This window comes from Pseudoalteromonas rubra (assembly GCF_000238295.3).
GTDB classification, from domain to species: domain Bacteria; phylum Pseudomonadota; class Gammaproteobacteria; order Enterobacterales; family Alteromonadaceae; genus Pseudoalteromonas; species Pseudoalteromonas rubra.
On record NZ_AHCD03000038.1, the window covers coordinates 51725 to 60529 of the forward strand.

Here is an 8805-nt window from a genome sequence, read left to right on the forward strand (position 1 = left end):
ACTTACCCCCTAGATTGATAAAACAGCAAGTAACACACCCGCACCATGCTCAGCAACAGCAGCGCTGCCATAACATTGTGAAACAGCGTCAGCAATAATGGGAACTGCCAATGTACTATGGCTCCGCCTAACAGCACCTGACAAAGCACCAGAATTGCCGGAAGCAAAATGACGGGTCGTACACGCGTGTCAGGAATTCGCACATACAAACGCCAACACAGTGCCAATATGGCGATGAGTGTCACCATAGCCCAAATTCGATGGACCAGATGAATAGACAAGCGGGTTTCAAACGGTAAAACACCAAATTCATAGCTGGCAGAAGAATGCGGTAACTGAAATAAACTGCTCAGTGAAAACAACTCTCCATTCTCACACAATGGCAATCCACGACAGTGTGGTGCAGCATAATTCGCGGCAAGCCACCCCCCTAATGCAATTTGCAATACCAACACTGTGAGTACTGCCAGTGTCATCACTTTCAACCCGGTGACATGAGGAATGACGACGGTCGCTGACTGACTGGCCCTGAGCCAAAGCAAAGTTAATAAACTCAGTATGGTGAACCCGCCTAACAGATGGCCCATCACTATCAGGGGCTGTAAATTCATCGTCACGGTCCACATGCCCAGTAGTGCCTGAAACACAATTAATACAACCAGTAATGTCGACAGGCCTCTGACACTTGCGCCGTAGTTGGGCTGACGCAGCGCCACAAAGAAAATTGCTGCAACAACCAAACCTAAGCTCCCAGCAAAATACCTGTGGATCATCTCGATCCAGGCTTTCTCTTGGTGTACCTCGCTGCCGGGAAATTGCTGCTGTGCTGACACCAATTCATGCGCTTCGTTCGGCACCGTCAAAAATCCATAGCACCCTGGCCAATCCGGGCATCCCAAACCTGCATTGCTTAGCCTCGTATAAGCACCTAAGGACACAACCAGCGCTGCTAGCAGTGCCGACATGAGCACCAATTTTTTAAAACTTTGTGTCATGACTTACCTCCTGAACTACTTCGCTCATAAGACAGCAGCTTTTTCAAATCCTTCAACAACCCTTTGAGCAATACCCTATTTGCGGTTTGATCTTGCTGTGGTAAATACTCAAGCACCACCAACCCACGTTTATCGACCAAATAGAATGCCCCCGGTGATAAAGACGGTACTTCGGGTAACACGCTGGCTTTGTCACTGTGCCCTTGACCCAACAAGAGCAAGCCGACTTGCTGACGGTGTTTACCCAATGCCACGGTAAGCTGCTCCATTAAGGCCTGCTGGCCCAGACATAGCTGAGTGCAATCGTCAGGCTGACTTAAAGCAATGAACCATGACTTGTGCGCTTGATCAGGCACATTCAGTACAACCTCCTGCGTTAAAAAGCTCCCGTTGTTAGTCGTACTGTCTGGTTGCCACCCAGACCAAAGGACACCCCACGCGACAATCAGAGGTAAAATACAACACGCTAAAAACAATCCAGGCACCTTATTCATCACTTTTCCTTTTGTAAGCTAAGTAGGGGACGACCATTGCTGCCACAGCTAACAAAAGCCATTGCAACGCATAAGCCCGGTGCTTATCCGGCCCCATCACAACAGCTTCATAGTGGGGCTGAATATCGTTTATGATTGGGTCTGACGCATAAGCTAAGGACAGGGCAATTGGACGTTGTGTTTGTGCCACGAAAAAGGCGTGGTCAAGATATTGGATCAGCTCAGGTTGCGCCGTGTTCAAGTCTGGTTGAGTAGCTAACGTGAAGCCAGCCCATTTGCCTATTTTAAATTCCACATTCACGGTTTGTAACGAGCTGGGGAGCGTTACCTGAGGTAACACAGCCCGGCTGTGTGTCGCGGGAATAAAGCCAAGGTTCACAACCAGCCATTCTTCGCTATAGACAGGGCGAAACAAGGTTATCACATCATAGCCAGGCGCCCCGTTGACAACCTGATTGTCGAGCAACCAATGGCGTGACTCATCAAAATGACCATGCAGCCGAAACTGCAGCCCTTCTAGCGCTTGTTGATTTTGCAGATCGGTGACCGCGTTAAAATCGGCTATGACCTGACCGCTTTGTCGCTTTTCGAGCAGGTATGCCTTTTGGGCAGCTCTTTGCCATTGCCAAACAGAGAGGGCCAGGCATGTAGATACCACAAGGCACACTGCCAAAATTGTGCAATATGCGCTAACCTTTGATCTACTTATACTTATCTGCGTCATATGCCATGCTACTCAAATTCATTATTATTGTTTTGCTTTTCAGCATCATCTACAACTTGTTTCGAGCTTTGTTCATTATGCTCAAAGGCACTCACTCTGGTGAATCAATGTCCCGGCTACTGGGTAAAAGAGTATTTTTTTCAGCAAGTGTGTTATTGCTTATTCTCATTGCAAAAGGGTTGGGCTGGCTTCACTTCAATCCAGCCCCGGGCTTATAACACATAAACAAATACAAACAGGCACAACCAAACCACATCGACAAAATGCCAATACCAGGCACCAGCCTGAAACGCAAAGTGGTTATGTTCACTGAAATGGCCTTTCATCACCCGTAACCAAACGATCGCCAAGATAATCGCGCCGAGTGTCACATGCATACCGTGAAAACCAGTGAGCATAAAGAATGTATTGCCGTAGATACCTGACTCCAGAGTCAGCCCTAAGTCCTGATAGGCATAAACATACTCTTCTACCTGCAAGACCAAAAATGCAAAACCCAGTAGAATAGTTAATCCTAGGAACACCTTTACTTTGTTTCTCTGCCCTTGCTCCATCGCCGCATGCGCAAAATGAAGTGTCACGGAAGAAATCAATAAAATAACGGTGTTTATCAAAGGGAGACCCTGCCAACCCATGGCTTGTGTTGTGTCTCCCCCCGGGGTGTTAAGTAATGGCCAAACGGCTTCAAAGCTCGGCCACAATAACTCATGTGTCATGGCATTATTGCTAGCCCCACCCAGCCAGGGAACCGCAAACACGCGGGCGTACAGCAAGGCCCCAAAAAACGCGGCGAAAAACATCACTTCCGAGAAAATAAACCAAGCCATCCCCTGTCGAAATGAACGATCCATTTGCGCAGAATAGAGCCCTCCCTGAGACTCCCGGATAACATGTCGAAACCACCCGGCCAACATAAACAGCAGTAGACCGATCCCGGCATACAAAATGAATTGACCACCGGGACTCTTCATCACCGTTAATCCACCTCCGACGGCTACACCAAACAAAGCAACAGCCCCCACAATGGGCCATGGACTTTGCTCTGGTACATAGTATTTTTCATAACCACTAGCCATGACTTAATCCTCGTATTTGTTGAAACACCGCGGCTTGTATACTGTGAACATAATCGTCCCCGACTGTGCCACGCCTGAGCTCACCGAATAACGCTGTTTCTGGGTGCAATAGCGGACTTTTAACCGTCGCGGTTCTGTCCGTGATGTCATATAAGGTATAGGCAAGAGTCAGTTCGGCGATGTCAGTTGGCAGCTCTGTATCCACATAAAAGCGCAGCGTAAACGACATTTTCTGACGCGCCTGCATACTTTGCTGGTCAAAGCAAAAACATGCGAGCTTGTGTAGGTATTTAGCCGCCATGCCAGGTGAAACAGACGGAATTGCCTGCATAACCCGAGCATCTCCACTCAGGTTCTCGGCCGTAAAGTTCACTTCGGTTAATGTACCGGGCGTCACTGTTACCTGATATGTCGCAGCTTTTACTTTGAACGGCGCCTGCCCTTGCGTATGGGTTGTGAAACTCACATCGACCTGCCTTGCCAAGTCTTGCTCTTCGCTGGCCTCAGCGGCGGTCAACTCTACTTTGCCATTTAAGCCTGTTATGTCACAGAACACGTCGTACAGCGGGACCAGAGCAAATGCAAATGCAAACATACCCAGAACCAATAACACGAGTTTTCTCAGTAACGCGGTATGCATCATTTCACCTCAGGTGGCGTGCTGAAAGTATGGTAAGGTGCTGGCGAAGCAACATCCCACTCCAACCCTTCTGCACCATCCCATACTTTGGCAGGCGCACGCTGACCGCCTGCGATACACTTAAATACCACAGCCACAAATAGCAACTGCGATAAGCCAAATGCAAAACCACCAATGCTGATCAAGGCATTGAAATCAGCAAACTGAAGCGCATAATCCGGGATCCGTCGCGGCATGCCCGCAAGCCCCACAAAATGCATTGGGAAAAACAGGATATTCACACTCACCAGAGACAGCCAAAAATGCCACTTCGCCAATGTCTCGCTATACATATAACCAGTCCACTTAGGTAACCAGTAGTAAGCGGCCGCCATGATTGAGAAGACCGCCCCCGTAACCAATACATAGTGAAAATGTGCGACCACAAAATAAGTGTCGTGATACTGGAAATCGGCAGGGGTAATGGCCAGCATCAACCCGGAAAAACCACCGAGTGTAAACAACACAATAAACGCGATAGCAAATAGCATAGGGACTTCAAAACTGATGGAGCCACGCCACATTGTGGCCACCCAGTTGAACACCTTCACACCCGTAGGCACAGAGATCAACATGGTCGCATACATAAAGAACAGCTCACCAGCCAACGGCATACCGGTGGTAAACATATGGTGTGCCCACACAATAAAAGATAATAGTGCGATGGAGGAGGTTGCATATACCATAGAAGCATATCCAAACAGCTTCTTTCTGGAGAAGGTAGGCACTATGGTAGAGATCACGCCAAACGCTGGCAAAATCATAATGTATACTTCCGGGTGACCAAAGAACCAGAAAATATGCTGGAACATCACAGGGTCACCTCCACCTGCTGCATCGAAGAAACTCGTGCCGAAATACTTGTCTGTCAAAACCATAGTAACGGCGCCCGCTAATACGGGCATCACAGCAATTAATAAAAATGCCGTAATTAGCCAAGTCCACACAAACAATGGGAGCTTCATCCACGTCATACCAGGCGCACGCATGTTCACTATCGTCACGATCACATTGATAGCGCCCATAATGGAGCTAACCCCCATGATATGCACTGCGAAAACAAACAATGCTGTATTGTCGTTACTGTAAGTGGTGGAAAGCGGTGCATAGAAGGTCCAGCCAAACGCCGGGCCACCACCTTCCATAAATAATGAGGCAAGCAATATGAGAAAAGCGAACGGCAGAATCCAAAAACTCCAGTTGTTCATGCGCGGTAATGCCATATCCGGTGCGCCGATCATCATTGGAACCATCCAGTTTGCCAGGCCGGTAAAGGCAGGCATCACGGCACCGAATACCATAATCAACCCGTGCACTGTGGTCATTTGATTAAAAAAGTGTGGGTCAACGAGCTGAAGGCCCGGCTGAAATAATTCAGCCCGAATAATCATGGCCATGCCGCCGCCAATCAGGAACATCAACAAAGAAAACAGCAAATACAAAGATCCTATGTCTTTGTGATTTGTCGTAAAAAGCCAACGCTTGATACCAGTTGCCGGACCATGATGTTCATGCTCTTGTTCATGAGCAGCCTGCTGTGTACTCGAAGTCATTTGGCTTCCTCCTGTTTGCCGTCAAGGTAAGCTTGTATTTGGCTAGGTTGAATAACTTCCCCGGTATCATTACCCCAGCTATTTCTTTTGTAAGTGATAACTCCGGCGACTTCTTTTAATGACAACTGCTTTGCAAAAGCCTGCATCGCGGTGCCAGGGCGTCCGTCCATAATAATTTCAATGTGTGCTTGTAGATCGCCGGTGACCATAGCGCTTCCCTTTAAGGCAGGAAACACCCCTTGCAGACCGAGCCCCGTCGGTTGATGACATGCTGCACAGTAAGCCATGTAAACACGCTCTCCGGTCGCCATTAACTCATCCTTGCTGAGTGTTTGGTCCAAAAGCGCAGCCTCTTGCTGCGCGGCCAGTGTTCTCTGTGCTTTTTCGTTGGCAAGCCATGCCTGAAATTCCGCCTCGGGCTTGGCTTCTACGACGACCGGCATAAAACCATGATCCTTGCCGCACAGTTCTGCACATTGGCCTCGATAGGTGCCGGGCTCATTGACATTTGTCCACGCTTCGTTAATGAACCCTGGATTAGCATCTTTTTTTACCGCAAAATCAGGTACCCACCAGGAATGGATCACATCATCAGAAGTCAGTAAAAACCTCACTTTCTTACCCGTTGGGATCACCAGTGGCTTATCGACCTCCAACAGGTAGTTTTCAGTCTTACTTTCCATATTGTCTATCTGAGCTCTTGGTGTAGACATTAAGGAATAAAAATCGACATCATGACCCAAATATTCGTAATGCCACTTCCACTGTGATCCGGTTACTTTGATCGTCAGATCTGCCTTATCAGTGTCTTCCATCGCAATCAGTGTTTTTGTCGCAGGCACAGCCATAGCAACCAAAATTAAAAATGGAATAGCAGTCCAGAGAATTTCAACTTTTGTACTTTCATGAAACTGCGCAGGCTCCGCGCCTTTAGAACGCCGATGATGGATTAGTGCCCAAAACATAATTGAAAAGACAATCAGGCCAATTACACAACAAATCCAGAAGATGGTCATGTGTAACTGATATACCTGATTACTGATGTCAGTTACACCTGTGCGCATATTGTAGTCGCTTGCGAACGTGAGCATACTGACACATAAACACATCGCAATCGTGATGAGTTTGGCTATTTTCATTAGACGTCTCCCTCAATTGCTTCGAGCGTGAGAAGCAACGGTTCTTATTATCGGATGACTGTCATTTCACTTGGGTTATCCCATGAGTACTACACGACCATTTAACAACTAGTCAAAATTTGACCGTTTAGCAAGTTTTTGCCTCGTGTAGATTTTGTTTTTCAGGCGGGGAAATAGTTGAAAAATAGCTGTTTGTTAGGAGTCACTTATACACAAGCGCCAATGGTATGGTCACTTAAAAGTGTATACAAGAAGTAAAAACAGCCCGGAAAAGACAATCCAGGCTGCGCAGGGAAATTAATTAAACATCACCTCGGATAACACCGACCGCCAAGCCTTCCACCGAAAAGCTTTGCTGCTCTAAATCAACTTCAATGGGTGAGAAGTCCTCGTTTTCAGCATGCAGATAGACTTTCTTCCCTAACTTTTCAAAGCGCTTAACTGTGACGTCTTCTTCTACGCGTGCAACGACAACCTGGCCATTATTCACAACCTGAGTACGGTGTACTGCAAGTAGATCTCCATCCATAATGCCGATGTTTTTCATACTCATGCCATTAACGCGCAACAAATAATCGGCTGCGGGGTGAAACATTGTAGGATCGACTGAACAGTGGCTCTCAATATGCTCCTGAGCAAGAATGGGCTCTCCGGCTGCGACTCGACCAACTAAGGGTAACCCTAGTTGCTCAGGTTCATTTTCTACTAGCCGAATTCCCCTGCTTGCACCTGGTACCATTTCTATAACACCTTTTTTCGCTAACGCTTTTAAGTGTTCTTCTGCAGCATTCGCACTACGAAACCCAAGCGACTCAGCAATCTCGGCCCGAGTCGGAGGCATGCCGGTATCTTTAATGAAGACTTTTATGAGTTCAAAAACTTGTTCTTGTCGTTTGGTGAGTGGTCGCATATAACTGGTTTTCCATACAGTGCATTTACTGTGAGTATATACAGTTATCATTTTTTCGCAACGGTTATTCTGCACGAACCTTAAACTCGTATTCTATTAGCTGGGCTGATAGTGCACTATACCTTGAGGCATCATGCATAAAGTGACTAACATTTATGTGTAACAGTACTTACCTACCGACCAACGCTACCATCATATTGTTCTGCTTCACTGAACACATTCAGGTAGAGTGCCGAGATCGGAAGCTTATGAACCAGCCTCCTCCTTGCTCTGCGGCACTGATGACGTGCCATTCATGCTCTTCGTGTAGCCTGTTAGTAGTTCCAACATCAAGTGCGAGATGACGGTGGTGTGGGGTACCATTCATACCACTGTGTCGCGTGTGAGTAGTTCCCGTATCAAGTGCGGGATGACGATGGTGTGGGCTTTGTGATCGGTAAGTTATACAACTTTTTTAAATCACACATAGCAAAAAACCCGCTGCATTACTGCAACGGGTTTGACGTACATGGAAGTACGAATGTCGATGAGATTCATGGATGAATTAAGTGCAAAGTACAATGACAGCGAGCAACGCGAGTACATTTACTTTGCGCAAGGTGAAATAAGCCTTTTTAGAGAACGCAGGCCTATTCCAACATCCTATCCAGCTTCATGGATGAATAGACAACACCGCTCTGTCTACAGCTTCATCGACACTTTTTTAAATTCCAAACGCAAAAAACCCGCTGCATTGCTGCAACGGGTTTCTTTTATTGGGCCCTGGCGATGTCCTACTTTCACATGGGTGAATTGCGACCGAAGCACCGCTTCGCAGCGCAATGAACGCGAGGCATGGACGCCGAGCCGGGAGCCCTCCACGGGGAAGTGTATCCAAAGACTGCTAGATACCAGCTTCATGGATGAATAGACAACACCGCTCTGTCTACAGCTTCATCGACACTTTTTTAAATTCCAAACGCAAAAAACCCGCTGCATTGCTGCAACGGGTTTCTTTTATTGGGCCCTGGCGATGTCCTACTTTCACATGGGAAACCCCACACTATCATCGGCGCTATTTCGTTTCACTACTGAGTTCGGCATGGAGTCAGGTGGTTCCAAAATGCTATGGTTACCAAGCAAATTCTGTAAAATCTGGAAAAGCGTATTAAATTCTTTCGTCTACTTTATTTCTTAACTTCTAACAAACAAAACCACTTTGGCGTTGTATGGTTAAGCCTCACGGGTAATTAGTA

8 protein-coding genes, 1 rRNA gene and 1 pseudogene are annotated in these 8805 nt (G+C 47.2%); 1 reads left to right on the plus strand and 9 read right to left on the minus strand.

Annotated elements, in window-relative coordinates:
* Nucleotides 1-2: 2 nt before the first annotated feature.
* The 3 genes from PRUB_RS18695 to PRUB_RS18705 are packed head-to-tail and all read right to left on the minus strand — an operon-like array spanning nt 3 to nt 2147.
* Nucleotides 3-995 (minus strand): COX15/CtaA family protein, encoded by a 993-nt coding sequence (locus PRUB_RS18695; protein WP_010387169.1) that lies wholly within the window; start codon nt 993-995, stop codon nt 3-5.
* Nucleotides 992-1489 (minus strand): hypothetical protein, encoded by a 498-nt coding sequence (locus tag PRUB_RS18700; RefSeq protein ID WP_010387170.1) that lies wholly within the window; start codon nt 1487-1489, stop codon nt 992-994. The genes PRUB_RS18695 and PRUB_RS18700 overlap by 4 nt, the downstream gene beginning before the upstream one ends.
* Nucleotides 1482-2147: an SURF1 family protein gene (locus PRUB_RS18705; protein ID WP_010387172.1), complete on the minus strand. Its 666-nt coding sequence runs from the start codon at nt 2145-2147 to the stop codon at nt 1482-1484. Before PRUB_RS18705 ends, PRUB_RS18700 begins: the two co-directional genes overlap by 8 nt.
* A 71-nt stretch (nt 2148-2218) precedes the next feature.
* Here PRUB_RS18705 and PRUB_RS18710 point away from each other — a divergent pair, with 71 nt between their 5' ends.
* Nucleotides 2219-2431 carry a DUF2909 domain-containing protein gene (locus PRUB_RS18710; RefSeq protein ID WP_040645835.1) on the plus strand — a complete coding sequence of 71 codons (213 nt, stop codon included), beginning with the start codon at nt 2219-2221 and terminating at the stop codon, nt 2429-2431.
* On the opposite strand, the gene PRUB_RS18715 is transcribed toward PRUB_RS18710, so the two are convergent.
* The 6 genes and pseudogenes from PRUB_RS18715 to rrf all read right to left on the minus strand — a co-directional run bounded on the left by PRUB_RS18715 (nt 2426) and on the right by rrf (nt 8689).
* Complete coding sequence (locus PRUB_RS18715; RefSeq protein WP_010387174.1) at nt 2426-3289, minus strand: cytochrome c oxidase subunit 3; 864 nt, start codon at nt 3287-3289, stop codon at nt 2426-2428. The genes PRUB_RS18710 and PRUB_RS18715 overlap by 6 nt on opposite strands.
* Nucleotides 3290-3422: 133 nt before the next feature.
* A pseudogene (locus PRUB_RS18720) lies at nt 3423-3932 on the minus strand (cytochrome c oxidase assembly protein); the annotation flags it as partial.
* On the minus strand, nt 3929-5521 hold the full coding sequence (ctaD, locus tag PRUB_RS18725; RefSeq protein WP_010387176.1) for a cytochrome c oxidase subunit I: 1593 nt from the start codon (nt 5519-5521) through the stop codon (nt 3929-3931). The gene ctaD and the pseudogene PRUB_RS18720, both read right to left, overlap by 4 nt.
* Entirely contained in the window at nt 5518-6630 is a 1113-nt protein-coding gene (gene coxB / locus PRUB_RS18730; RefSeq protein WP_242065261.1) for a cytochrome c oxidase subunit II, read from the minus strand. Before coxB ends, ctaD begins: the two co-directional genes overlap by 4 nt.
* A 331-nt stretch (nt 6631-6961) precedes the next feature.
* Nucleotides 6962-7570 (minus strand): transcriptional repressor LexA, encoded by a 609-nt coding sequence (lexA, locus tag PRUB_RS18735; protein ID WP_010387178.1) that lies wholly within the window; start codon nt 7568-7570, stop codon nt 6962-6964.
* A 1004-nt stretch (nt 7571-8574) separates the two neighbouring features.
* Nucleotides 8575-8689: ribosomal RNA gene (rrf, locus tag PRUB_RS18740) — 5S ribosomal RNA — on the minus strand.
* Nucleotides 8690-8805 lie beyond the last annotated feature (116 nt).